Here is a 25,756-nt window from a genome sequence, read left to right as displayed (position 1 = left end):
CAACCCCGGCAACCCTGGCAACGGGGGTGGCAATGGCGGCTCCGGCAACGGCGGCGGCAACGGCGGTAACCCTGGCAACCCCGGTAACCCCGGCAACGGCGGCTCCGGCAACGGTGGCGGCAACGGGGGCAATGGGGGGCCTGGCGGTCGCCCGCCGAGAGATTGATGAATCTTTATCGAGCGCTCCAATCGATGCGTGTGCGCGCCGGAATATGGAGCTTGTCAGTGCTTGCGGTCATAGGCGTCGGCATGCTGTCCGGCGCCTTCCGGCCCCTTGATGATGTCATCGCCTCTGCGCGGTTCTCGGTTCTGGAGCGACCTGCCAGCCAGAGCCTGACGATCGTCGAGATCGATTCCCGAAGCCTCATCGCCGCAGAGGCCTGGCCATGGGATCGGCGACGGTATGCCCAGGCGATCGACAATCTGATTCTGGCGGGCGCGACCCTGGTCGCGGTTGATGTCGATTTCAGCGCGCCGTCCAACCCCGCGTCCGATCAGGCGCTGGCGGCGGCGGTATCGCGCCACCCCGGCCAGGTGGCGTTGGCGACCTTTGAGCAGATGGAGTCATATGGCGCCGGCGAAAGACGCAGATCGGGCAATCGTCCGATCGCGCCGCTTCTAAATGATTCCTTGCTCGCGTCGGTCAATGTGCCGGTGGATGGCGACGGAAGGGTGCGCCATTACGATTACGGTGCCTCAGATGAAGCGCCGCCATCGGTCGCGGCCCTCCTGGCCGATGCCTCGGTGCGTCAGGGCGCTTTCACCGTCGATTTCGGGATCGAGCAGAAATCGATCCCCCACCTCAGTTTCGAGGACGTCTACAGCGGCCGCTTCGACCCCTCGCTCGTGCGCGGCAAGAAGGTCCTGATGGGGGCGACGGCCCTGGAACTTGGCGACGAGTTCGCCACACCCGTCGGGCTGTTGCCCGGCGTCATCATCCACGCCCTCGCCTACGAAAGTATCGCTGACGGACGGGCCTTGGTCAGCCTTAGCCCGCTGGCGCTTCTGATCCTATGCGCCGGGCTCGTCGCGGCGCTGCAGCCTGTCAGAAGCGGGGGCGCCGCTCTATGGCGGTTGATCGTGCGCCATGTCGCCGTCACGGCCTTGATCGTGATCGCTCCAATCGTGCTTCAGGCCTCGCTTCCGCTCAGCATCGACATCACCGCGCTTCTTTTCACGCAGACACTGATGGCGATCTGGGCGACCCGCGTGGAGCTGACGAGGCAAGCCAAGGCGATCGTGCAGGCGCGAGAGGCCGGCCTGCTTCATCTGGCGATGCATCAGCCGGAAACAGGGCTTCCCAACCGCCGAGCCCTGCTGGCGGGCATCGACGATCTCGTCGCCACAGCAGAGACCAATGTCGCGGTCTTTGCGATCGGCGTGGATCGCCATGCGGAAATGCGCGGGGTCGTCGGTTATGACGTCGCAAACACCTTGATGGTACAGCTCGCCGACCGCTTGGCCGATTTGGCCGACGTGGACCTGGTGGCGCAAATCGCGTCCTCGGTGCTCGCCTTCTCGCGGGCCGATCTGTCCGTCGATCAGCAACACGCCCTGGCCAGATCGCTTCGCGCCGTGGAAACGACCTTCACCGTCGACGGCCAGCCGCTGGATCTGTTCGTCCGCATCGGCAGCGCCTCACAGGATAGGCAATCGGCGAGCGGCGACGCCCTGATCGAACGGGCGACGACGGCGCTTAATCAGGCCGATCTCTCGGACGACCGTACGGTGCTGTATGACGAGGCGACCTTTGTCGATCCCGACAACAACCTCGCCCTGATGTCGGAACTTCGCGACGCCCTGCGCGCGAGCGACGTCAGTCTGCACTATCAGCCCAAGCGCAAGACCTCGGATGGTTCAACGGCTTCTGTCGAGGCGCTCTGCCGCTGGCATCATCCGGTGCGGGGTCGGATCGGGCCGGACCTCTTCATTCCCATCGCCGAACAGACGGGACAGATCAGGGCCCTCACCGAATGGAGCATCGTCAAAGCGATCGAGGATCAGGCCGCGCTCAGGGCTCGGGGTGTTCATCTAGCCATCGCTCTGAACGTGTCGGGACGGCTCCTTGTGGACGAAGCCTTCCAGGCGCGTGCGCTCCAGTTGATCGAGGGCTGCGACGCCGATCTCATCTTCGAAATCACTGAGACTGCCGTCATCCAAAACCCGAAGATCGCGGCTCAGGCGATCGCGGCCTATCGAGCGGCGGGGGTGCGGATTTCGATCGACGACTACGGCGCCGGCCTATCTTCGCTCAGCTATCTGAAAATGCTGAACGCTGACGAGTTGAAGATCGACCGGTCCCTGATCCTTGATGTCCTCGACAGCGGGCGTGATCGCCTGATCATCAAATCCACCGTCGATCTGGCCCACGGCTTAGGCATGACCGTCGTCGCCGAAGGCGTTGAGACCAAGGAAGTGTTTGATGTCTTGGCAACATTGGGGTGCGACACCATCCAGGGCTATTGGGTATCGCGACCGCTAAACTTCGAAGGTCTGGTAAGTTTTTTGACACTATCCGAAAGCACAAAAGTACTGTCCGACCCCCGCCAGGCACCGCTGTATAGAGCTTGAGGCGACGGTGCCATGAGGCTTTGGGCAGCACGCGATTGGCATTCGTTACAGAGTTGATAGCCTAAACGTGTAGAGAATTAAGAATATTTTCTCAGAGTATGAAACTGAAGGTCGGACGTTCGAATTTCTCCGGGTGCGCCATTTTCTTTTCTAGTTATCCTCGTAGCACAATGCGCTAGCCGTGCTTCACAAAGCCGCGGCTGAAGGCGCTTCAGGCGTTCAGCATGCGCCTACACGAACGCTTAACCGTGCCCAATGTACAACCTATACGAGCAATCGTGAGGTTGGCGTGCGGACGTTCGGACCCATTCCTTCTGTAAGGCGACGCGGGCGCGAGGGCGTGGCGGCGGTGGAGTTTGCGCTGGTGGGGCCGATCCTGGTCCTGCTGCTGATCGGCATCGTCGTCTATGGCGGCTGGTTTTTGATGGCCCAGTCGGTTCAGGCCCTGGCGTCTGAGGGAGCCAGGGCGGCGATCGGGGGGCTGGATCCAGTCGAGCGCGACGGTCTGGCGCGGCGTGAAGTCAGCGAGGCGGTGCGAGGCGTGGCGCTGAACCCCAAGCACACGACCATCGAGGTGATGGAGGACGCCGGCCGCCTGCGGGTCATCGTGGTGTATGACGCTAGCGACAGTCTGATCATGGCGCTGGGCGGGATGCTGCCGCGTCCACCGTCTGTCATTCGGCGTTCGGCAGTCATCCATGTGGGCGACTATTGATGAGCGTCCGGGCGCCTTGTCTGCTGCTTCGGTTCGGCGCCGATCGGCGTGGGGCGGTGGCGGTGATCGCGGCGGTCGCGGGCGGTCTGTTGTGTCTATTCACGGCGGCGGTGATCGACCTGGGCGTTCTGGTTCTGCACACGCGTCGGGTTCAGGGAGCGGCGGATCTCGCGGCGCTGTCGGCGGTGCGAAACCTGGCGCAGGGCGAGGGCGCAGTCTGGCGTGCGGCCCAGGCGACGGTTGAGGCCAATGTCGCGCCCGACGTCTCGGTCACGGTGGCGACGGCGCTGGGCGTCTATACGCCCGATCCGGCCAAGGCGCGCAATGACCGGTTCATGACGGGCGGCGTGAAGCCGAACGCCGCACGGGTCGAGGTCAGCAGTCGCGCGCCGATGTTCTTCACGCCGCTGTTGCTGGGCCGCGATCAGGTGCGGGTCACCCGCCGGGCCACGGCGACGACGGGCGGCGGGACGCCCAAGGCCATGATCTCGATCGGGTCGCGTCTGGCGCGACTGGACGGCGGCGTGGCCAACCAACTGCTCGGCGGCCTGACCGGGTCCAAGGTGTCGCTCAGCGTCATGGACTATCGTCGTCTGATCGATCTCGACGTCAATCTGCTGGGGTTCACCGACGCCCTGGCGACCGATCTGGGCGTCGAGCTCGGGGACTACGACCGGCTTCTGGCGACCCAGGTCGATGCCGGCCGTGCGCTGAGGGTGCTGGAGCGGGTGGCGGGCGGCCAGGACGGCGGGGCGCTGGGCAAGGTGGCCTCGGCCTCCGTCGGGACCAAGGTCAAGCTGGGCGATCTGATCGGGCTGGAGGCGCGCTCGCCAGACGGGATCCGCGAAGGGCTGGACGCCTCGGTCTCGGCCATGGATCTGGTCATGGCCATGCTGGAGGTCGGGGGCGGGGATCGCCAGGTCGCGTTGGACCTGGGCGTGCCGGCGGGGCTGGCCGATCTGAAGACCAGCCTGGCGATCGGCGAACGGCCCAATCGCTCCCCGTGGCTGACGGTGACGGCTGACGGCCAGCCGATCATCCGCACGGCTCAGGCCCGGCTCTATGTGCGGGCCAGGACGGCGCAATCCCTGTCGGGTCTGGCGCGGGTCGAACTGCCGATCCTGATCGAACTGGCGGCTTCCGAGGCGCGACTGAAGTCGCTGTCCTGCGATCCGACGCGCGCGGTCGAGGTCGATGTCCGGCCGGGCCTGGCGCGCGCATCGATCGGTGTGGTGGACGAGGCCAAGCTGGGCGATTTCAAAACCCCGCTGACGCCCCAGCGCGCGACCCTGCTGTCGGTCCTGGGCCTCGTCAGCATCACCGGCAAGGCAGATGTCGAGGCGGCGGACATCGGTTTCAGGCCGCTGAGGTTCGACGCGGGCGACATCGACAATCAGCGCACCAAGACCATGGCCTCGCGCAGCTTCGCTAGCGGGGCGGTCACCAGCCTGCTGGCGCGGCTGGACGTGGATGTGAACGTGATCGGGCTGGGCCTGGGGCTCGGCGACCTGACCAAGGCGCTGGGGCGGCTGCTGGAACCGCTGGGGCCGGTGCTGGACGACGCGCTGAATCCGGTACTGGACCTGTTGGGCCTGAAGCTGGGCGAGGCCGACGTGACGGTCCACGGCCTGTCCTGCCCCATGCTGGGGCGCGCGACCCCGCGTCTGGTCGGCTGAACCTTAGCCGCGGGCGGGACGCAGGCCTTCGGCCGAGGCCTGCTGCATGGCCGGACGCTTTTGACCGCCCGAGGCGATGATGCGGTCGATGCGGGCCTTTTCGGCGCGGAAGGCGGTCAGGTCGGCGCCGGCCAGTTCGGTGCCTTCCTGGGTGCGCACGCCGGCGGGATTGATCCGCTGGCCGCCGCGCCACAGCTCATAGTGAAGGTGCGGACCGGTCGAGGCGCCGGTCGAGCCGACATAGGCGACGATTTGACCCTGGCTGACCCGCTGGCCGGCGCGGATGCCCGAACCGTAGCGCGACAGGTGGCCGTAGCCGCTTTCCAGTCCGTTGTTGTGGCGGATGCGCAGCCAATTGCCATAACCGCCCCAGCGGCGCGCCTCGACCACCACGCCGTCGGCGGGGGCCACGACCGGCGTGCCGGTTCCGGCGGCGAAGTCGATGCCCTGGTGCATCTTCTTGTAGCCCGAGATCGGGTGGGTGCGGAAACCGAAGCCCGAGGACACGCGGCGGAAATTCTGCAGCGGCGTGCGCATCATGGCCGAGCGCAGGTTCTTGCCGTTCGAGTCGAAGAACTGAGCTTCCTTCGCGCCGGCGGGCTTGAAGCGATAGAAAGTTACGCCGCGCAGTTCGGCGTACATCAGGTCGCCCACGTCCACCGTGCGGCCGGCCTCGGTCACTTCACGGTCGAAGACCATGGTGAACTCGTCGGTGGCGCGAATGTCGCGCTGCATGTCGAACTTGGTGGCGAACAGGCGGCTGGCCGAACGGACGATGGAGGCGGTGGCGCCCAGTTCACGCGCGCTGGCCGACAGGCTGCGCTCGACATCGCCCTTCAGGACGACGGTCTCATGGGTGACTTTTTCTTCCAGCGAACGCAGGCGCAGCGCGCCGTCGAAGCTGCGCGATACGGTCAGCTGGGACGCCGGGCCGGTGCGCATCGTCAGGCCGATCAGGCGGGCGTCGCCCCGGCCGTTGCGCGGTTTGGCGATGGCGGTTTCGAACTTCAGTCCGGCGCGCAGATCGGCGAGGTCGAAGGCGTTGGCGACGGTGGCGGCGACGGCGCTGGCTTCTTCCGGCGCGACGCCGGTGCGACGCACGGCCTGCTCGAAGGTTTCGCCGCGGCGGATCTGGACGTTGACGGCCTCGGGCGCGGTCAGGCCGGCGGGCGCGTTGGCGGCGGCGAAGGCCTTGGCTTCCATGGCCGCCATCTGGGCCGAGGTCAGGGCGGGAACTTCTTCGGCCTGAGCGGGTTGATAGGCTCGACCAGCGAGCATCGCCACCGAGATTGCAGCTGCCGCCGTAAGCATGTGCGGCGCGAGCCGCATCGGCTGGCGGCGTGGGTCGAACTGAGCCATCGGTCCCCGTCGTATTGCGACGCCTTCGGCGCCAAAGCTTTACTCGTTCTCGAAGATCGCGCCGTATCGCCCGTGGCGCGAAGGCGGTCATATACCTCGCTTGTCTCATTTTGGAAAGCAGACCGTTACAAACGGTTAACGTGCGTCAGACAAAGCTCGACGGTGCAGGGATCTCGACCGGGCGATTCGCCGTTATCTGGCCCAGCTTGACCGGCAGGAAGCGGCGCCGAACACCGACCGTCACGCTTTGATCTTGTGCTGGGGATAAGGATGACCAAGGTGGACGGCCCGCTGTTTCAATCACGCGATCAATCCGTTTGACCGACACACCGTCCAAGCCAAAGCCAAAGCCAAAGCCGCAGGCCAAGACCCGTCGCATCCTGCGCGCCGTCGCAGTCGGCGTTCTGATCCTGGCGCTGATGATCGGCGTGGTGGCCGCCCTGATCTATCTCAACCGTCGCGCGGTGGCGCGCAATGTCCTGGTCGGCTGGCTGGACCAGCGCGGAATTCTGGCCGATGTCGAGGTGGAGCGGATCGAGATCGACGGCTTCGTCGGCCGCATCCGCATCGGCGATCCCAAAAATCCCGATGTCGTCGTCGAGCGGGCCGAGGTCGATTACGCCGTCGCCCTGCCGTGGTCGCGGTCGGGCCTGGGCGTGACCCCCAGCCGCATCCGCCTGGTCCGGCCGGTGGTGCGGGCCAGCTGGAAGGGCGGAAAACTGTCGTTGGGCTCGTTGGACCCGCTGGTCAAGGAGTTCACCGGCGGGCCGCCGCGCCCGGATTCGCGCAGCCCCCTGGTCATCGTCGAGGGCGGTCGCGGACGGCTGTCCACCGAATACGGAACCCTCGATATTCTGGCCGACGCCCGGATCGACGATGGCAAGCTGATGCGCTTGGCGGCGCGCCTACCGAAAGCCGCGCTGAAGAGCGGCGAAGCGGAGGCCCAGGGCCTGAACGGACTTCTGGACCTAACCACGGCCGGCGACCGGATGGCGATCAAGCTGTCGGCCGCCGCCGACAGCTTCGCGACACCGGCTGCGCGGGGGCAGGGGGCTGCGCTGACGCTGACCGGCGATCTGCCCTATCCGGATCTGAAGACGCGGCGCGGTGACGGCCGGGCGGTTCTGGACGGCCGCCTGACGGGCGAGCGCCTGGGAACCCCAACGCTCAGCGCCCGCAGCGCCGATGTCGCCGCCCGGTTCGACGGCGTCGTCTCCGGCTGGATCGAAACCTTCCGGCTGGACGGCGAAGTCACGACCGCGCTGAAGGCGGCGGCGGTCGAGGGCGCGGACCTGCGCATCGCCGATGTCGCCGCGATGGCGACGCGGGGCAAGCTGACGGTGTCGCGCGACGACGCCGTGCGCTGGCGCATGCAGGGGCCGTTGGCCCTGACCGCCGGTTCGGGCCGGACGGGTCAGACGACGATCGCCGGACTTTCGTTGACGTCGCGCGACCTAGCCTTGGGCGGCAAGGATGCGGCCTTCGAGGCGACAGGCCCATTGAGCGCGACCTTCGACCGTTTCGGTTTCGGCGACCTGGCGCTGAAGCGCGGCCGCGCCGACCTGGATCTGGACGTGGTCAGCGACGGCGGGGTTCAGATCGCGGCGAACGGATCGCTGCGCGCCGCCGACGGCGCCTGGCCCCTGTTCGGCGCGGTCGGCCCGGGCGACATCGCCGAGCTGGCTGAGATGAAGCGCGCGCTGGGACGCTTCGCCCTTAACGCGCCCGCCATCCGCTTCGCCACGGGCGCGGCCGGCACGACTGTATCCCTGTCGCGTCCTGTCACCCTGACGCCCGCCAACGGCGGCGTCCTGACGGTGGCTCAAGGTCAGGGCGGCGCCTATCAGGCCGAGCCGGGGCGGCTGGGCGGCGGGGCGCTGACCCTGACCGCAACGCGCGGCAAGGGCCTGCCGGAAATGTCCGTCGCGATCCCGAACTGGCGCCTGACCGAAGGCGGGTTCGAAGCGACGCTGGACGGTCGCGCCCGACTGGATTTCGATCTGGCGCGCGGCATCGACGCCCGGACGCGCGGCGTCCTGGCTATGAACGCCGGCCGGCTGACCTATGCGACATCGGACTGCGTCGACCTGACCGTCGAGCGGCTGGAGCTGGACGAGAACGACGTCCATCAGGTCGCCGGCAAGCTGTGTCCCCAGGGCGGTCCGCTGTTGACGTCGAAGGACGGCGTCTGGCGCGTCGTGGGCGGCTTCGCCCAAGTCTCGGCCCAGGCGCCATTCCTCGGCATGCGGTTCGCCGACGCCTCGGGCCGTGTCACTGTCGATGGGACCAAGGCGGGCATCGGCTTGACCGCCAATGTGGCCGCCGCCCGCGTCGTCGACGCCCTGACGCCGGAACGTTTCGAACCGCTTTCGGCCACAGGATCTGCGACGCTAGCCAACGAACGCTGGAGCGGCGCCTTCGATCTGAAGGGCACGGGCGCGGCCGCCGCCTATGATCTCGGCCGCCTGACCCTGGCGCACGATGGCCGCACCGGATCGGGCGGCATCGTCATCACCGCCCCGAACGTGGCCTTCGCCGAGCATGGGCTCCAGCCGGCGATGCTCAGCCCGCTCGCCGCCGACTTCCTGCAGTCGCCGGTCGAGGGCGCCGTCAGCTTCGACGGACGTTTCGACTGGACGAAGGACGCCGAACCAACCTCCAGTGGTCATCTGGTCACGCCGGGCCTGGATTTCGTCAGTCCGGTCGGGGCCGTGAAGGGCCTGCGCGGCGACATCGTCTTCAGCAGCCTGACGCCCCTGATCACCGCCCCGAACCAAAAGCTGACGGCCGACAGCCTCGCCGTCGGCACGGCCGTCACGGCGCTGGATGTGACTTTCTCGATCAATGAGGCCGGGGTGCTGATTGACGGCGCCCAGGTCGTCGCCGGCGGCGGGACCGTCTCGGTCGAGCCCTTCACCGTCCCGCTGGACGCGACCCAGCCCTACAGCGGCGTGATCGTGCTGGACCGGGTGCAGCTGGGCGATATCGTCGCCGACACCGGCTTTGACGACAAGGTTCAGCTGGACGCGGTCGTCTCCGGCCGCCTGCCCTTCATCATGGACCCCAAGCGCGGGCTCAAGATCACCGCCGGCAAGCTGGAGGCGGTCCAGCCGGGCCGCCTGTCGATCAAGCGGGACGTCCTGACCGATGTCGCCGCCAGCGGCGGGGGCGGCGAGGTGTCGGAAAACGTCGTCGAGGACCTGGCCTATCAGGCGATGGAGAACCTGTCCTTCGACCAGCTCAGCGCCGATGTGAACAGCCTGGACGGCGGGCGTCTGGCGGTCCTGTTCCACATTCGCGGCCGCCACGATCCTCCCAAACGCCAGGAGCTTCGCCTGACGATCGGCGAACTGATCAGCCGCCAGTTCCTGAACCGCAAACTGCCGTTGCCGTCGAACACCCAGATCGACCTGACGCTGGACACGACCCTGAACGCCAACCAGCTGATCTCGGATCTGCTGGCCGTCAATCGCGCGCGCCAGGGTCAGCAGGATGCGACGCCCGCGCCCGTCCCGGCGCCTGCCGATTGAACTTCACCATTCAGCGCGCGTTCATTGGACGGCGTGCTATTAGAGACATCACCCTCGGCCGAACCGGAGCCCCCGTCATGATCCACAAGCGCCAATTGGCCGGCCTCGGTTTCGGAGCCGTCGTCGTCGCCCTCGCGGCCTGCGCCCCGACCATCCGTCTTGAGGTCGCGCCGATCCAGATCTACGCCAAGCTGGACGCCGACGTGCGCGTTCGGCTGGACCAGGAGCTGCAGCAGCTGTTGCAGCAGAACCCCAACCTCTTCTGATCTCCCGCTTCTCTCTGAAAGGGACAGGCTGACATGACCTTCCGCAAACTCTTCGTGATCGGCGCCGCCGTTGCGGCTCTGGGCGTCGCGGGCGCCGCCCTCGCCCAGACCAGCGCCCAGAAGGCGCAGATCGACCAGGCCAAGGCCGCTGGCACCGTGGGTGAGCAGGCCGACGGTTACCTGGGCTTCCGCACCCCGACCTCGGACGCCAGCCTGCGCGCCGCGGTCGACGCCACCAACTCCGGCCGCCGCGCCGCCTACGCCCGCAGCGCCGCCGACGCCGGCACTTCGGCGGATGTCGCCGGGGCCCGGATGTTCGAGGCCCAGCTGCTGCCCCGCATCTCCTCGGGCCAATGGTACCGCAACGCCCAGGGCCAGTGGATCCAGCGCTAACGACCGCATGTTTCCCACCCCTCGGGCGATATCCCGGGGGGTGTTTTTGTCTGGCGATCAGTGACGGCGTCAGGCGGCGGCGCGTCGATCCATCAGCGCCGGCAGCAGCAGCCCTTCGGCCAGCGCCCTGACCACCGGCACGGCGACCGCATCGCCCATCAGCTTCAGCGCCGCGCTTTCGCTCGACGGCAGGCGATAGTCGTCAGACACGCCCATCAGCCGCGCGGCCTCGCGCCCGGTCAGCCGCCGAACCCGCGCCAAGCCCCGATCGCACACCACCACATATTGACGCGACGAGCCGCCGGCCGGCGTCCTCAGGCATCCGGCCAAGCCATCGAACCGGATTTCCAGACGCTGGACCTTGTGGCCGTTCTCGGTCCGCACCCGGCGATAGGCGGCGCCGACGCAACGCTGTCCAGACGCCAGGGCCGACGCGATCCGGGCGCGGTGCGGCGGCGCGGCCAAGGCCAGGATGGCGTCCGCATCGTCCAGCCAGTTGACGGCGTCGTCCGGCTCCAGAATGGCCGCCAGGTCCGGATTGCGCTGCGACGGCGCAGGCAGCGACCACCAGGCCCAGGCCGCCTTCACCGCCTCGGGCAGGCGCGCTTGGGCGGCGATGAGACGGGGTGAATGGAAGGGCTGGGTCGGACCGGCCGCGCGCGGCGCCTCGCCCTGAATGGCCACCACGAACAGGCGCGGCCGCGACTGGGGCAGCCAATGGGCGGCGTCCATCTCCAGCGCGCCGACCGTATAGCCCGCCTCGACCATCGCCGTGCAGACGGCCGCGAAATCCCGCCCCACTTCGGTCCTTGGCCCGGAAGTCAGCAGGCCGATGACGTTCTCCAGCACGATCAGGCGCGGGCTGCTCCCCTCGACCGCCAGCCCCTGCATCAGCCGCCAAAAGCCCCAGAAGGCCCCCGATCGCCCGGCCTCCAGCCCGCCGCGCGCGCCCGCCAGGCTGACGTCCTGACAGGGCGACGAGGCCCAGGCCATGTCGGGCCGTCCCGGCAGATCGTCGATGGTCAGGGTCCAGACATCGCCCTGACGAAACCGGGTATGTGGATGATTGGCCGTGAAGGCGCGCGCCTTGGCCCCGTCCATGTCGTTGGCGAAGACGGTGTCGATGCCGGCGGCGGACAGTCCCAAACCCGCCAGGCCGCCCCCGGCGAAGAACTCGAATGCGGTGGGGCGAATCGACATGGGACCAGCATAACCCAGCCGCGCCCCTTGACCGAGGGCGGCGGGGACCTCACCTGCGCCCGAACCAAAAGGAGCCGTCATGCGCCTCATTCCGCTCGCCGCCGCCCCGCTCGCCATCGCCCTCGCCGGCGTCTCGCTCAGCGCCTGTTACGACCGCGAGGATTCCAAGCCCAAGCCGGCGCCGCAGCCCCAGGCCGCCGTCACCCTGGGCGGGGTCGATCTGGGCCAGCCGGTGCGGGCGCTGGGGACCGAACCTTTCTGGGGCGTGGAGATCACGCCGGACGCCCTGATCTACACCCGCGTCGATCAGCCGACCCAGCGCGCGCCGAACCATGGCGCGACGGTCCAGGGCACGGTCGCGACCTTCGCCAGCTCGACCAATCTGAACAAGGCGCTGAACGTCGTGCTGATCGCCACCGAATGTTCGGACGGCATGAGCGACCGCACCTATCCGCTTACGGCCAAGGTCGAGATCGGCGACGACGAGCTGACCGGCTGCGCCGCGCCTGCGTCGATGCTGACCACCCAGCCCGCGCCCTAGCGCGTGATCGTTTCGGATCGGGGCGCAACGCGGCCCCGTCCGAAGCGTGAATCATGCGCTCAAAGAGAGCGTCACCACCATTCGGCGTCGCGCAGCATCCGGGCGTAGCGGCGGCTGACCGGCGCCGACAGACCGCCGTCCAGCGTCAGGGTCGCGCGCCCGTCGCCGCGCTCGACCCCGCGCACCGCCTCGCGCGCCACCCACCAACTGCGGTGCGTCTGGGCGCCCTCCAGCCCCTCCAGCTCCTCGACCGCATCCGACAGCCGCATCAGGATCAGATCCGATCCCCGGTCGGTATGGATGCGCAGATAATGGTCCTCGGCCTGCACGGCCCGGATCGTCGCGCCTTTCAGCTTCATCGGCAGGCGGTCCAGAAACCGCACGGGCCGGGCCGGCGTCTCGGGGGCCGCCGCATGGGTCTGGACCGGCACGGCCCGCCCCAGAAAGACGTTCAACGTCGTCACCGCCGCCGTAATGACCAACACAGGCACGATCAGCTGCGGCAGCACCGCCAGCGGATAGAGCCTCTGGGCGAAGAACAATCCCGTCGCCGCCCAGACCAGCACGCACAGCGGCCCGGTGATGATAAGGACCATGGCCGCAATCGTCAGCCAAGGCCGCTCGTCCGAATCCAGAAATCGGCTGACCAAGACGCTGCACAGATGCCCCCAAAGCCCGCCCAGCACCATGATCACCACCCAATAGGCCAAGCGCACGGGCAAGGACGCTCCCGCGCTGCCGAAAGCGCCGGTCACCGCCAGAAAGACGCCCGCCAGAACGGCGACGATAAGCCCACGCAAAAAGGTGCGGCGGCGGTCGGCGGCTTGGGACGTCATGGCGGCTTTCGGCATCTGGAGGTCCCGCCTTGAGACCATGATTTCCAACCTCGGGAAAGTCGGGTGGGCGTTGGCACAGTCTGGACGGCCGTTGGCGAAAGCCGGGATGCAATGATCGAAGCGCCGCGGCAAGGCGGTGGAAACGGAGATATCCCCATGCCTCGCCTGTCTCGCCTCGCATCGTCTGCCTTGGCTCTGACGCTGCTGATCGTGCCGCTCGTCGCCCATCTTTTGGTCGACGGGGGACGGATGTTGAGCGTCGGCTAAGCCTTTCACGCCCCGCGATGGTCGCTGCTGTTCGCCTCGCCGACGACGATCCAGATCCATGTGGCGGCGGCCGTGACGGCGCTGGCGATCGGAGTCGTCCTGCTGGTCGGGGTCAAGGGAAACCGGCTGCACCGGACTCTGGGTTGGATGTGGGTGATGGCCATGGCGACCACGGCGGTCAGCTCCTTCTTCATCCATCAGCTCAATCCGAACGGACCCGGCGGCCTGTCCCTGATCCATCTGCTCAGCGGTTGGACCGTGGTCGCCCTGCCGATGGCGGTGTACGCCGCCCGGCGTCACCGGGTGGCGGCGCATCGGCGCGCCATGATGGGGATGTTCGTCGGCGGACTGATCGTGGCCGGCGCCTTCACCTTCCTGCCCGGTCGGCTGATGTGGGCCGTCTTCTTCGGCCCGAACTGATCAGGCCCTGGACGACATTCCGACCACGGCCCGGAACCCGGCCGCCGCGAACCGGACCATATAGTCGCCGGCTGTCTCCAGATCGCCAGACCGCGCCCGCCCGTTCGACAGCCGGTCCAGGCGCCCGGTCTCGCCCAGGGTCAGGGTCAGGGCGCCCGACAGATTGTGATAGCCCCAGTACAGATCGACCTCGCTGGCCTCGGGCAGCACCCTGGCGATCAGCTCGATCAACCGGTGGATGGCCGGGTCAAAATAGCGCGCCATCGTCTCGCCGCCGAAACTGGGGTTGGCGTTGGTCTGAGCCACCAGGGCGGAATAGTGCTTCCAGCCCGGCCCGCCCTTCAGCGACCATTCGAACGGCGGCCGCAGGAAGGCCTCCAGCAAGCCCTCCAGCGTCATGTCGTCGCCCGCCGTCTCGGCATAGCGGTCGATTGCGGCGACGCGGTCGTCGTTCCAGACCTCGGCCCGGCGCAGGAAGACGGCGTCGAACAGCTCGCGCTTGGCGCCGAAATAGTAGTGGACCAGGGCCGTATCGACGCCGGCCTCGCGCGCCACCTCGCGGATGGTGACGCCGTAGAAGCCGTGTTTGGAAAACAGGTCCTCGGCCGCATCCAGGATCAGATCGCGCGTCTCGCCCGCCGCCTTGGCCTCGGTCTTGGGCGGCCGGCCGCGCCGCGCCGGGGCAGCGCCTGCCGCCTTGCGACGCGCGGCGGCGACGGGGCGGGGAAGGGGGGCGGCGGCGTCCGACTTGCTCATCCGGCAAGGCTAGGCGCACGACCGCGGCGGTGCAACGGCGCCACGGTCGACGACCCAAGTGACGCTGCGTCAGTCCAGCGTTTGACAGACGGCCGAAACCGGGTAGGTTCCGTGAAAATCATTGAACGCTGAATAAAAGCGTCCATCGGGCTGGAAACGACAAAGGGGTCTAGGATCATGAACCGTCATGTGAAGTGCGCGCTGCTGGCCGGCGCGGCGTGGGGCGTGCTTGCGGGGGCTTCGGTCGCCCAGGACGCGGAAGCCGCGGCCCAGGCGGCGAACGCCGACCAGAGTGCGGCGACCGTCGACGACATCGTCGTCACCGCCCGCCGGCGCGATGAGCAGCTGAAGGACGTGCCGATCGCCGTGTCGGCCCTCAGCGCCGAACGGCTTGAACAGACGGGCGCCGTCAACATCACCGCCCTGCAGCAGCAGACGCCGAACGCCACGGTCCAGATCGCGCGCGGCTCCAACTCCACCCTGATCAGCTTCATCCGCGGCGTCGGCCAGCAGGATCCGCTGTGGGGCTTCGAGCCCGGCGTCGGCCTCTATGTCGACGACGTCTATGTCGCGCGTCCGCAGGGGGCCGTGCTGGACATCTTCGACATCTCGCGCATCGAGGTGCTGCGCGGACCGCAAGGCACGCTGTACGGCCGCAACACCATCGGCGGCGCGATCAAATACGTCACCAAGCGTCTGGGTCAGGATCCCAGCCTGACCGCCCGCGCCGAGGTCGGCGCATACAATGAGCACAACTTCCTGCTGTCTGGTTCGGTCCCGGTCGGCCAAACCTTCGCCATCGGCGGCGCGGTCGCCACCTATAACCACGACGGCTACGGCAAGAACCTGAACACCGGCCAGGATCAGTACGACAAGGACGTCACCGCCTATCGCGCCAGCGCGGAATGGACGCCCAACGACAACCTGTTCTTCCGCCTGGCCTGGGACCGGGTCGAGGACGACTCCAGCCCCCGCCACGGCCACCGCGAGGTCACCTCGACCGACGGCCTGTGGCGCGCGCCAGCCGGCAAATACGACACCTACGCCGGCATCACCGGCGAACAGAAGGTCGTGACCGAGGGCGTGGCGCTGACCGGCGAATACCGGGTCAACGACATGCTGACCCTCAAGTCGATCTCGGCCTATCGTTCGGGCGACACCGCCACCATCATCGACTTCGACCAGACGCCGAACCCGACCCTGGATGTGCCGGCTATCTACGCCGACCACCAGTTCAGCCAGGAGTTCCAGGCCCTCTTCACCGGCGAGCGCTGGTCCGGCGTGGCCGGCGTCTATTATCTGGACGGCACGTCGTCAGGCGTCTTCGACACCATCGCCGGCAACCTGGGTCTGTCGATTGCGGCGGCGGGATCGGTGGACACCAAGTCCTTCTCGATCTTCGGCGACTTCAGCTACGACTTGACCGATCGCCTGCACCTGTCGCTGGGCGGCCGTTACACCCGTGACGACAAGGACGCCGCCGTCCTGCGCCAGTTCTATCTCGGCGCCACGCGCAGCCCGCTGACCGGCGGCACGCCGCGCGCAGTCTTTGCGACCCGCACCAACTATACGGCATCGGACACCTTCGAGAAGTTCACGCCGCGCGCCAGCATCTCGTATGATTTCAGCGACGAGATGACCGGCTACGCCTCGGTCAGCCAAGGCTTCAAGTCGGGCGGTTGGGACATGCGCGGCGACGCCGCCTTGGTGCCCCAGACGGTCAACGGCTATCAGCCCGAGACGGTCACCACCTATGAAGTCGGCCTGAAGGGCTCGGCCTTCGACCGCCGCATGAACTTCGCCTCGGCGATCTTCTATTCGGACTACAAGGACCAGCAGATCACGACCCAGCAGGTGGCCACGCCGCCCGCCGTCGGCATCGCCTCGGTCGTCGACAACGCCGGCGCCTCGACCATCTACGGCTTCGAGCTGGAAGGGTCGGCCTATCTGACCAGCGACATCACCGCCAACTTCTCGGTCGGCTATCTGAAGAATGAGTTCGACGAATTCATCACCCGCATCACGGGCACGCCCGTCGATATCTCGAACACGCGCGAGCCCCAGAACTCGCCGGAATGGTCGGCCTATTACGGCATGACCTGGCGCGGCGACATCCTGGGCGGCGAAATCCGCGTCACCCCGTCGCTGTCCTACCGTTCGGACTATCACCTGTTCGACACGCCCGATCCCATCCTGGATCAGAAGGGCTACGTCCTTGCTGACGCCAGCGTGGTCTGGACGGCGCCGAGCAAGCGCTGGGAGGTCGGCCTGTTCGGTCGCAACCTGACCGACGTCCGCTACAAGGTCGGCGGCTACAGCTTCCCGGGCGCGACCTACAACAACTCGATCAGCGCCTTCTACGGCCCGCCGACCACCTATTCGGCGCGCCTGACCTATCGCTTCTGATCCACATCCATAACGCCTGACGACGAGGGGCGGCGGTCTCCGGGCCGCCGCCCTTTTCGCTTTGTCGGGCCTATTTTGCACAGTGCGGACTTGCGGCTAGGCTCGCCGCAACGAACAACAAGACGCCGAGGGAAACGCCGATGACGACGGAGACGCTGACGGTCAAGGAGGCGCGGCCCGAGCGGCCTGAGCGGCCCGGCTACCGCTACTATGTGCTGGCGGTCCTGATCCTGATCTACATGCTGAACTTCCTGGATCGCCAGATCATCGGCATCCTGGCCGCGCCGCTGAAGGAAGAGTTCGGCATGTCCGACAGCCAGTTCGGCCTGTTGGGCGGCATCGCCTTCGCCTCGGTCTATTCGACACTGGCCATTCCTCTGGCCTGGCTGGCGGATCGGTTCAGCCGGGTCTGGATCATGACCGGCGCCCTGGCCGTCTGGTCGGGCTTCACCGCCCTGTGCGGCATGGCCGGGTCGTTCGGCCAGCTATTCCTGTGCCGGATGGGCGTGGGCATCGGCGAGGCGGGCGGCGTGGCTCCGGCCTATTCGCTGATCGCCGACTACTTCCCGCCGCATCAGCGCGCGCGCGCCATGGCGGCCTTCGCCTTCGGCATTCCGCTGGGCATGGCGGCGGGGACCCTGGTCGGCGGCCTGCTGGCGGCGACTTACGGCTGGCGCACCGCCTTCATCGTGGTCGGCCTGCTGGGCGTGCTGGTCGCGCCCCTGCTGCGTCTGACGGTGCGGGATCCCAGGCGCGGCGGAACCGACGCCATCAAGACCGAGGCCCAGGTCGCGGCCCTGGCCGCCGCGCCGGTCGGCACGGACCGGGCCGGCAAGATCGCCGCCCAGATCATGCTGGGTCTCGGCGCCGGCCTGCTGATCCTCGGCGCCTTGAGCTGGCTGATGGGCATGTCGCTGGGCAACCCTCTGGTGCTCGCTTTCGGCGGCCTGCTGGCGGTGGTGATCGGCATCTCGCTGATGATCGCGCGGCGCACCGCTTCGGTGGTGATCAGGAAGCCCAGCTTCTGGCTGCTGGGCCTGGGCGCCGCCTCGTCGTCGGTGTGCGGCTATGGCGTGGCCGGCTGGCTGCCGTTGTTCTTCATGCGCAGCTTCGACCTGACCCTGAAACAGACCAGCATCTACTATTCCGGAATCGCCCTGATCGGCGGCATCCTGGGCATCTGGCTGGGCGGCATGATCGCCGACAAGCTGTCCAAGAAGGGCAAGGGCGCCTATCCGCTGACGCCCGCCGTCGCCTTCCTAATCTCGGCGCCGTGCTTCATCCTGGCGATGAACTCGCCCTGGCTGATCGGCCTGGTTCTGCCCGGCGGCGGCAGCCACGTTCAGCAGCTGACCCTGGCCTTCCTGATCTTCCTGTTGCCGACAGGACTGAACCTGGCCTGGCTGGGTCCGATCACGGCGGCGGTCCAGCATCTGGTGCCGGCGGCCATGCGCTCGACAGCCTCGGCCCTGTTCCTGCTGTTGAACAATCTGCTCGGGATCGCGGTCGGCTTCTACTATTTCGGCTGGATGAGCGACCTGCTGGCGCCGCGCTTCGGCGAGGAAAGCCTACGCTGGGCCATATACACCGGCATGGGCTTCTATGTGCTCGCCGCGATCCTGCTGATCGGGGCGTCGCGCACCCTCAAGAGGGACTGGGTCGACTAAAGGGGGCCTGTGGACGGTTGCACCTGCGAAGGGGTGGGGCCTATAAGCCCCGCAACTCTCCCAGCAGCGGTTGCGACGGTCCCCCATGAACATTCACGAATATCAGGCCAAGCAGGTCCTCAAAGGCTTTGGCGCCCCGGTCGCCGAAGGCGTCGCGGTGACGTCGGTCGATCAGGTCGAGGCGGCCGCCAAGTCGCTGCCCGGTCCGCTCTATGTCGTGAAGTCGCAGATCCACGCCGGCGGCCGCGGCAAGGGCAAGTTCAAGGAACTGCCCGCCGACGCCAAGGGCGGCGTTCGCCTGGCCTTCTCGGTCGAGGAAGCCGTCGCCCACGCCAAGGAAATGCTGGGCAACACCCTGGTCACCGCCCAGACGGGCGACGCCGGCAAACAGGTCAACCGCCTCTACATCGAGGACGGCGCCGACATCGAGCGTGAACTGTACTGCTCGCTGCTGGTCGATCGCGCCTATGGCCGCATCGCCTTCGTCGTCTCGACCGACGGCGGCATGGACATCGAAACCGTCGCCCACGACACGCCCGAGAAGATTCAGAACATCGTCATCGACCCGAGCGCGGGCGTGACCGACGCCGACGTCGCCGCCATCACCGCCGCCTACGGCCTGACGGGCGCCGCGGCCGAAGACGCCAAGTCGCTGTTCCCCGCCCTGTACAAGGCCTTCGTCGAGAAGGACATGGACATGCTGGAGGTGAACCCCCTGATCGTGATGAAGGACGGCCATCTGCGCGTTCTGGACGCCAAGGTCAGCTTCGACGGCAACGCCCTGTTCCGCCACGACGACATCAAGGAACTGCGCGACGAAACCGAAGAAGACGCCAAGGAAATCGAAGCGTCCAAGTGGGATCTCGCCTACGTCTCGCTGGACGGCAACATCGGCTGCATGGTCAACGGCGCCGGTCTGGCCATGGCGACGATGGACATCATCAAGCTGTACGGCAAGGAGCCGGCCAACTTCTGCGACGTCGGCGGCGGCGCCGGCAAGGAGAAGGTCGCTGCGGCCTTCAAGATCATCACCGCCGACCCGAACGTCCAGGGCATCCTGGTCAACATCTTCGGCGGCATCATGAAGTGCGACGTCATCGCCGAGGGCGTGGTCGCGGCCGTGAAGGAAGTGGGCCTGAAGGTGCCGCTGGTCGTGCGTCTGGAAGGCACCAACGCCGAACTGGGCAAGAAAATCCTGAACGAGTCGGGCCTGACCATCCAGGCCGCCGACGACCTCGACGACGCCGCCCAGAAGATCGTCGCGGCGGTCGGCTAAGGCTTCGGCCTTACTCGCCACCGCCCCGCTGACACATCGAATTCAGAGCACAGACCCATGTCCATTCTCGTCGACAAGAACACCAAGATCATCGTCCAGGGCCTGACCGGCAAGACCGGCGGCTTCCACACCGAACAGGCGCTGGCCTATCACGGCACCCAGATGGTCGCCGGCGTGCACCCGTCCAAGGGCGGCACGAACTGGACCGGATCGCACGGTGAGAGCCTGCCGATCTACGCCTCGGTCGCCGAAGCCAAGGACGCCACGGGCGCCGACGCCTCGGTGATCTACGTCCCGCCGTCGGGCGCGGCCGCCGCCATCATCGAAGCCATCGACGCCGAAATCCCCTTCATCACCTGCATCACTGAGGGCATCCCGGTGATGGACATGGTCAAGGTCAAACGTCGCCTGGAAGGCTCCAAGTCGCGTCTGCTGGGCCCGAACTGCCCCGGCATCCTGACGCCGGACGAGTGCAAGATCGGCATCATGCCGGGCAACATCTTCAAGAAGGGCTCGGTCGGCATCGTGTCGCGTTCGGGCACCCTGACCTATGAAGCCGTGTTCCAGACCACCAACGAAGGCCTGGGCCAGACCACGGCCGTCGGCATCGGCGGCGACCCGGTCAAGGGCACCGAATTCATCGACGTGCTGGAGCTGTTCCTGGCCGACGAGGAAACCACCTCGATCATCATGATCGGCGAAATCGGCGGCGGCGCGGAAGAAGACGCCGCCCAGTTCCTGATCGACGAAGCCAAGAAGGGCCGCAAGAAGCCGATGGCCGGCTTCATCGCGGGCCGTACCGCTCCGAAGGGCCGCACCATGGGCCACGCCGGCGCCGTCGTCTCGGGCGGCAAGGGCGATGCGGAATCCAAGATCGCGGCGATGGAAGCCGCCGGCATCCGCATGTCGGAATCGCCTGCGCGCCTCGGCAAGACCCTGGTCGAAGTGCTGAAGGGCTGAGACTTTCCAGTGCGCGCTGCGCGCGGGCGCTATCGCTCGTCGCGCGGCGGCTCGCTGCTTGAGCGCCTTTTCGGCATCAAAAATGCCGTGTGACGCATCGATGGACGCCCTCGGTTCAGGCCGGGGGCGTTTTTTCTTGGGCCTGCGACCAATTTCCTACCAAATTGCCCCGTTTCGGTCATGACCCGTCAGGAAACGACGCCTATATGACGGGCGCGCCCCTCACGGAGATGTGTCCGTCGGGGCCCAGGGATTGCGAAACGATGGCGGACGATGCCGGTCGGCTGAACCAGGTCTTTGCCGAGACCTCATTCCTTTACGGGTCCAATGCGGCCTACGTCGAGGAGCTTCAGGAGAAGTGGGCGAAAGATCCCGGCTCCGTTTCCGCCGAATGGAAAGCCTTCTTCGACCAGTTGCGCGACAACGCCGCCCTGGTGACCGCCTCGGCCGGCGCAGGCAGCTGGGGTCGCGGCGTGGCGACCGAACCGACGGAGGAGACCGGCGTCTTCGACGGCCGTTGGCCGGCGCCCAAGCCCGATCCCAAGAAGCCCGGCGCCGCGCCGGCTGCTGCGCCCACGGCCGCGTCCGCCGACGTCTCGGCTGATGCGATCCGCGCCGCCGCCCACGATTCCATCCGCGCCCTGATGCTGATCCGCAGCTATCGCGTGCGAGGGCACCTGCAGGCCAAGCTGGATCCGCTGGGCATCGAACAGCCGGTGGAGAACCCCGAGCTGACGCCCGAATTCTACGGCTTCACCGGCGCCGATCTGGACCGCCCGATCTTCCTGGACGGCGTCCTGGGCCTTCAGACCGGCACGATCCGCGAAGTGCTGGAGATCCTGAAGCGCACCTACTGCGGCACGGTCGGCATCCAGTTCATGCATATCGCCGAGCCGGAAGAGAAATCCTGGCTCCAGCAGCGGTTCGAGGGCGCCGACAAGTTCGAGCAGAACGCCTTCTCCAAGGAAGGCAAGCTGGCCATCCTGTCCAAGCTGGTCGAGGCCGAAGGCTTCGAACGCTTCCTGCACAAGCGCTTCCCCGGCACCAAGCGCTTCGGTTTGGACGGCGGCGAGGCCATGGTCCCGGCGCTAGAGCAGGTCATCAAGCGCGGCGGTTCGCTGGGCGTGGACGAGGTCGTGCTGGGCATGGCCCACCGCGGCCGCCTGAACGTGCTCGCCGCTGTGATGGGCAAGCCCTACAAGGTCATCTTCCACGAGTTCCAGGGCGGCTCGGCCGTGCCGAGCGACATCGAGGGCTCGGGCGACGTCAAATATCACATGGGCGCCTCGTCGAACCGCGAGTTCGACGGCAACCACGTCCACCTGTCGCTGACCGCCAACCCGTCTCACCTCGAGATCGTCAACCCGGTCGTGCTGGGCAAGGCGCGCGCCAAACAGGCGTTCGACATTCGCGAGGCCAACGAGGGCGTGCCCGAGGGGCAGTGGGCGCTGGACCGCTCCAAGGTCGTGCCGCTGCTGATCCACGGCGACGCCGCCTTCGCCGGCCAAGGCGTGGTCGCGGAATGCTTCGCCTTGATGGGGCTGAAGGGTTACCGCACCGGAGGCACGCTGCACTTCGTCATCAACAACCAGATCGGCTTCACCACCAGCCCGCGCAACTCGCGCTCGTCGCCTTATCCGTCGGACGTCGCCCTGATGGTTCAGGCGCCGATCTTCCACGTCAACGGCGACGACCCCGAGGCGGTCGTCTTCGCCTCCAAGGTGGCCACCGAATACCGCCAGAAGTTCCACAAGGACGTGGTGGTGGACATGTTCTGCTACCGCCGCTTCGGCCACAACGAAGGCGACGACCCCACCTTCACCCAGCCGCTGATGTATTCGAAGATCCGCGCCCAGCCTTCGACCCGCGAACTGTATTCGCAACGTCTGGTGGCCGAAGGCGTGATCAGCCAGGCCGAGGTGGACGCCGAGGTCGAGCGGTTCGAGAAATTCCTCGACGAGCAGTTTGAGGCCGGCAAGACCTGGTCCGCCGAGAAGGCCGATTGGCTGGACGGCCAGTGGCAGGGCTTCCAGTCGCCCAAGGACGAGCTGCGCGGCGACACCGCCGTGCCGCTGGCCAAGCTGACCGACCTGGGCCACCGCCTGACCACGATCCCCAACAGCGTCGACATGCACAAGACGCTGAAGCGCGTCATCGACGGTCGCCGCGAAGCCATCACCTCGGGCCAAGGCCTGGACTGGGCCACGGCCGAGAGCCTGGCCTTCGCCAGCCTGGTCGACGAAGGTTTCCCGATCCGTCTGTCGGGTCAGGATTCGGTGCGCGGCACCTTCTCGCAGCGTCACTCGGGCATCATCGATCAGACGACCGAAGAGCGCTACATCCCGCTGAACAACCTGCGCGAAGGCCAGGCCAATTTCGAAGTCATCGACTCGGCCCTGTCTGAAGAGGCGGTGCTGGGCTTCGAGTACGGCTATTCGCTGGCCGACCCCAATACGCTGGTCATGTGGGAAGCCCAGTTCGGCGACTTTGTGAACGGCGCCCAGGTGGTGATCGACCAGTTCATCTCTTCGGGCGAACGCAAGTGGCTGCGCATGAGCGGCCTGACCATGCTGCTGCCGCACGGCTATGAAGGCCAGGGACCGGAACACTCCTCGGCCCGTCTGGAGCGCTTCCTGCAACAGTGCGCCGAAGACAATATGCAGGTCGCCAACTGCACCACCCCGGCCAACTACTTCCACATCCTGCGTCGCCAGATGCACCGGCCGTTCCGCAAGCCGCTGATCCTGATGACGCCCAAGTCGCTGCTGCGTCACAAGAAGGCGGTCTCGTCCATGGCGGACCTGGCGGAGGGCTCGGCCTTCCACCGCGTCCTGCACGACGACGCCCAGACGCGGCCCGAGATCGCCGGCATCACGATCAAGGCGGACAAGGACATCCGCCGTGTCATCCTGTGCTCGGGCAAGGTCTATTACGACCTGCTAGACGCGCGCGAGAAGAAGGCCAAGGACGGCCAGGCCGTGGACGACGTCTACATCCTGCGTCTGGAGCAGTTCTATCCGTGGCCGATCCAGTCGCTGCGCAAGGAACTGGCCCGCTTCCCCAACGCCGAACTGGTCTGGTGCCAGGAAGAGCCGAAGAACATGGGCGGCTGGACCTTCGTGGATCCGTGGCTGGAGCTGACGCTGGACAAGCTGGACGTGAAGGCCAAGCGCGCCCGCTACGTCGGCCGTCCCGGCTCGGCCTCGACCGCCGCCGGTCTGATGAGCCGGCACCTGAAGGAACTCGAAGCCTTCACGACCGAAGCCTTCGCCTGATACACGTATAAAAGACCGACTAGAGACGAGCTGGACCTGACATGGCCGACATCCTGACCCCCGCCCTCGGTGAATCCGTCACCGAAGCCACCATCGCAAAGTGGACCAAGAAGGTCGGTGATCCGGTCAAGAAGGACGAACTGCTGGTCGAGCTGGAGACCGACAAGGTCTCGCTGGAGGTCGTCTCGCCCGCCGACGGCGTGCTGGGCGACATCAAGGCGGCCGAGGGCGACAATGTCGTTCCCGGCACGGTCCTGGGTTCGGTGACCGAGGGCGCGTCCGCCGCCGCCGCTCCGGCCGCTGCGCCCGCCGCTGCCCCTGCCAAGGCGGCCAAGGCTGACGCCAAGGCCGCGCCGACCGCCGCTGCTCCGGCCGCCGCCGCGATCGACATCAACGTGCCGGTCATGGGCGAGAGCGTCGCCGAGGGCTCGATGGGCAAGTGGGTCAAGAAGAACGGCGACACGGTCAAGAAGGACGAGCTGCTGGTCGAGATCGAAACCGACAAGGTCGCGGTCGAGGTGTCTGCTCCGGCTGACGGCGTTTTGACCATCGCCGCCGACGAAGGCGCGACCGTCACGCCGGGCCAGAAGATAGGCTCCATCTCGGGTTCGGGCGCTGCCAGCGCGCCGGCCGCCGCCGCACCGGCCGCCGCCGCTCCGGCGCCCGCCGCCGCCCCGGCCAACACCGGCTCGGCCCAGGTCTCGGCCGCCAAGAACGAAACCCTGTCGCCCGCCGTCCAGCGCGTGGTCGGCGAGAACAATCTGGATCCCAAGGCCATCAACGCCACGGGACCGAAGGGCAACATCACCAAGGCCGACGCCATCGCCGCCATCGGCCAGGCCTCGGCTCCGGCCCCTGCCGCCGCCGCAGCGCCGGCCGCCCCGCGCGCCGACCAGCCGCGCGAAGAGCGGGTGAAGATGACGCGCCTGCGTCAGACCATCGCCCGTCGCCTGAAGGAATCGCAGAACACGGCCGCCCAGCTGACCACCTTCAACGAGGTGGACATGACCAACGTCATGGCCCTGCGCGCCCAGTACAAGGACGTGTTCGAGAAGCGCCACGGCGTGAAACTGGGCTTCATGTCCTTCTTCACCAAGGCCGTCGTCGCGGCCCTGCACGAAATCCCCGCCGTCAACGCCGAGATCGACGGCACCGACATCATCTACAAGAACCACTACGACATCGGCGTCGCCGTCGGCACCGACAAGGGTCTGGTGGTTCCGGTCCTGCGTGACGCCGACACCCTGTCGCTCGCCGGCATCGAAAAGGGCATCGGCGCCTTGGGCAAGGCCGCACGTGACGGCTCGCTGACCATGGATCAGATGCAGGGCGGCACCTTCACCATCACCAACGGCGGCACCTACGGCTCGCTGATGTCGACGCCGATCCTGAATGCACCGCAATCGGGCATCCTGGGCATGCACAACATCGTCCAGCGCCCGATGGCCATCAACGGCGAGGTCAAGATCCGCCCGATGATGTATCTGGCCCTCAGCTACGATCACCGCATCGTGGACGGCAAGGAAGCCGTGACCTTCCTGGTCCGGGTCAAGGAACTGCTGGAAGATCCGGCGCGGGCCCTGCTGGACCTCTGATTTCCTGAAAGGCGGCGATGATCTCGCCGCCTTTTTCTTTGCTGCGA

At 67.1% G+C, this 25,756-nt stretch carries 18 protein-coding genes; 14 read left to right on the top strand and 4 right to left on the bottom strand.

What is annotated here, in order from left to right; genetic code table 11:
* Positions 1-165 precede the first annotated feature (165 nt).
* The 3 genes from QRN13_RS12995 (at position 166) to QRN13_RS12985 (ending at position 4,962) form a co-directional block, all read left to right on the top strand.
* Positions 166-2,571: an EAL domain-containing protein gene (locus QRN13_RS12995; RefSeq protein WP_350224850.1), complete on the top strand. Its 2,406-nt coding sequence runs from the start codon at positions 166-168 to the stop codon at positions 2,569-2,571.
* A 289-nt stretch (positions 2,572-2,860) separates the two neighbouring features.
* Complete coding sequence (locus QRN13_RS12990; RefSeq protein ID WP_284878210.1) at positions 2,861-3,286, top strand: TadE/TadG family type IV pilus assembly protein; 426 nt, start codon at positions 2,861-2,863, stop codon at positions 3,284-3,286.
* On the top strand, positions 3,286-4,962 hold the full coding sequence (locus tag QRN13_RS12985) for a TadG family pilus assembly protein (protein WP_284878209.1): 1,677 nt from the start codon (positions 3,286-3,288) through the stop codon (positions 4,960-4,962). Before QRN13_RS12990 ends, QRN13_RS12985 begins: the two co-directional genes overlap by 1 nt.
* 3 nt (positions 4,963-4,965) lie before the next feature.
* On the opposite strand, the gene QRN13_RS12980 is transcribed toward QRN13_RS12985, so the two are convergent.
* A complete protein-coding gene (locus QRN13_RS12980; RefSeq protein ID WP_168189861.1) occupies positions 4,966-6,321 on the bottom strand; it encodes a M23 family metallopeptidase in 1,356 nt (451 codons plus the stop codon).
* 317 nt (positions 6,322-6,638) lie between these two features.
* Between QRN13_RS12980 and QRN13_RS12975 the strand changes: the two genes are divergently transcribed.
* The 3 genes from QRN13_RS12975 to QRN13_RS12965 all read left to right on the top strand — a co-directional run bounded on the left by QRN13_RS12975 (position 6,639) and on the right by QRN13_RS12965 (position 10,510).
* Entirely contained in the window at positions 6,639-9,851 is a 3,213-nt protein-coding gene (locus QRN13_RS12975) for an intermembrane phospholipid transport protein YdbH family protein (protein WP_284878208.1), read from the top strand.
* Positions 9,852-9,928: 77 nt separating this feature from the next.
* Positions 9,929-10,117 carry a YnbE family lipoprotein gene (locus QRN13_RS12970; protein ID WP_055754620.1) on the top strand — a complete coding sequence of 63 codons (189 nt, stop codon included), beginning with the start codon at positions 9,929-9,931 and terminating at the stop codon, positions 10,115-10,117.
* A gap of 33 nt (positions 10,118-10,150) precedes the next feature.
* Entirely contained in the window at positions 10,151-10,510 is a 360-nt protein-coding gene (locus QRN13_RS12965) for a DUF1318 domain-containing protein (protein ID WP_284878207.1), read from the top strand.
* A gap of 69 nt (positions 10,511-10,579) precedes the next feature.
* Here QRN13_RS12965 and QRN13_RS12960 read toward each other — a convergent pair whose 3' ends face one another.
* The gene (locus QRN13_RS12960) at positions 10,580-11,710 is read right to left on the bottom strand and encodes a DNA cytosine methyltransferase (RefSeq protein WP_284878206.1); all 1,131 of its coding nucleotides are present in this window, start codon (positions 11,708-11,710) and stop codon (positions 10,580-10,582) included.
* A 79-nt stretch (positions 11,711-11,789) separates the two neighbouring features.
* Here QRN13_RS12960 and QRN13_RS12955 point away from each other — a divergent pair, with 79 nt between their 5' ends.
* Complete coding sequence (locus QRN13_RS12955; RefSeq protein ID WP_284878205.1) at positions 11,790-12,251, top strand: COG3650 family protein; 462 nt, start codon at positions 11,790-11,792, stop codon at positions 12,249-12,251.
* Between the two features lie 71 nt (positions 12,252-12,322).
* Here the strand turns inward: QRN13_RS12955 and QRN13_RS12950 are convergent, their stop codons facing one another.
* Positions 12,323-13,102, bottom strand: coding sequence for a LytTR family DNA-binding domain-containing protein (locus QRN13_RS12950; RefSeq protein ID WP_284878204.1), 780 nt, complete (start codon positions 13,100-13,102; stop codon positions 12,323-12,325).
* Between the two features lie 312 nt (positions 13,103-13,414).
* On the opposite strand from QRN13_RS12950, the gene QRN13_RS12945 reads away from it, so the two are divergent.
* A complete protein-coding gene (locus QRN13_RS12945) occupies positions 13,415-13,774 on the top strand; it encodes a DUF2306 domain-containing protein (protein WP_350224849.1) in 360 nt (119 codons plus the stop codon).
* On the opposite strand, the gene QRN13_RS12940 is transcribed toward QRN13_RS12945, so the two are convergent.
* Positions 13,775-14,530, bottom strand: coding sequence for a TetR/AcrR family transcriptional regulator (locus QRN13_RS12940; RefSeq protein ID WP_284878203.1), 756 nt, complete (start codon positions 14,528-14,530; stop codon positions 13,775-13,777).
* Between the two features lie 177 nt (positions 14,531-14,707).
* Here QRN13_RS12940 and QRN13_RS12935 point away from each other — a divergent pair, with 177 nt between their 5' ends.
* The 6 genes from QRN13_RS12935 to odhB all read left to right on the top strand — a co-directional run bounded on the left by QRN13_RS12935 (position 14,708) and on the right by odhB (position 25,709).
* Positions 14,708-16,936, top strand: a complete 2,229-nt coding sequence (locus tag QRN13_RS12935; RefSeq protein ID WP_284878202.1) for a TonB-dependent receptor — start codon at positions 14,708-14,710, stop codon at positions 16,934-16,936.
* A 140-nt stretch (positions 16,937-17,076) separates the two neighbouring features.
* Positions 17,077-18,603: a spinster family MFS transporter gene (locus tag QRN13_RS12930; RefSeq protein WP_284878201.1), complete on the top strand. Its 1,527-nt coding sequence runs from the start codon at positions 17,077-17,079 to the stop codon at positions 18,601-18,603.
* 85 nt (positions 18,604-18,688) lie between these two features.
* Positions 18,689-19,879: an ADP-forming succinate--CoA ligase subunit beta gene (gene sucC, locus QRN13_RS12925; protein WP_284878200.1), complete on the top strand. Its 1,191-nt coding sequence runs from the start codon at positions 18,689-18,691 to the stop codon at positions 19,877-19,879.
* Between the two features lie 57 nt (positions 19,880-19,936).
* Entirely contained in the window at positions 19,937-20,839 is a 903-nt protein-coding gene (gene sucD / locus QRN13_RS12920) for a succinate--CoA ligase subunit alpha (protein ID WP_045809475.1), read from the top strand.
* 263 nt (positions 20,840-21,102) lie between these two features.
* The gene (locus QRN13_RS12915; RefSeq protein ID WP_066625210.1) at positions 21,103-24,114 is read left to right on the top strand and encodes a 2-oxoglutarate dehydrogenase E1 component; all 3,012 of its coding nucleotides are present in this window, start codon (positions 21,103-21,105) and stop codon (positions 24,112-24,114) included.
* 41 nt (positions 24,115-24,155) lie between these two features.
* The gene (gene odhB / locus QRN13_RS12910) at positions 24,156-25,709 is read left to right on the top strand and encodes a 2-oxoglutarate dehydrogenase complex dihydrolipoyllysine-residue succinyltransferase (protein ID WP_284878199.1); all 1,554 of its coding nucleotides are present in this window, start codon (positions 24,156-24,158) and stop codon (positions 25,707-25,709) included.
* The last annotated feature ends 47 nt before the right edge of the window (positions 25,710-25,756 follow it).

Source organism: Brevundimonas sp. MEB006b, assembly GCF_030209705.1.
Taxonomy (GTDB): Bacteria; Pseudomonadota; Alphaproteobacteria; order Caulobacterales; family Caulobacteraceae; genus Brevundimonas.
Note: the sequence above shows the minus strand (reverse complement) of the source record. Positions and strands in the feature narration are given on the sequence as shown.